Genomic DNA, 264 nt, shown 5'->3' with positions numbered 1-264 from the left:
CACCGACAGGCCGAACAGACCCATTTCGCGCATCTCGCCCACGATCTCGTCCGGAACGCGGTCCTCGGCGATCACCTGCGGTTCGGCGGGGATCAGGCGCTCGCGGACATAGCGGGTGAGCTGGTCGGCGAACTGCTCGAAGGTGTCCTCGTCCATGCCCAGGTTTGCGTGGCTGGGATGGCTGGGCGCCGCGTTCATCATCGGAGCATTCATGGCTGTGGGCTTTCCTCTCTTGCTCGGGCCGATCTCTGCCGGCTCCCCGTG

The 264-nt window shown here is 65.9% G+C and carries 1 protein-coding gene; it reads right to left on the bottom strand.

Features of this window, described 5'->3' with window-relative positions:
* Positions 1-156: acyl-CoA dehydrogenase family protein (locus FLQ44_RS24870; RefSeq protein WP_369126601.1), on the bottom strand; the 156-nt coding region annotated here is incomplete at its 3' end.
* Positions 157-264 lie beyond the last annotated feature (108 nt).

Source organism: Vogesella mureinivorans (assembly GCF_007644035.1).
GTDB classification, from domain to species: domain Bacteria; phylum Pseudomonadota; class Gammaproteobacteria; order Burkholderiales; family Chromobacteriaceae; genus Vogesella; species Vogesella mureinivorans.
This window is presented reverse-complemented; position numbering and strand designations above follow the sequence as displayed.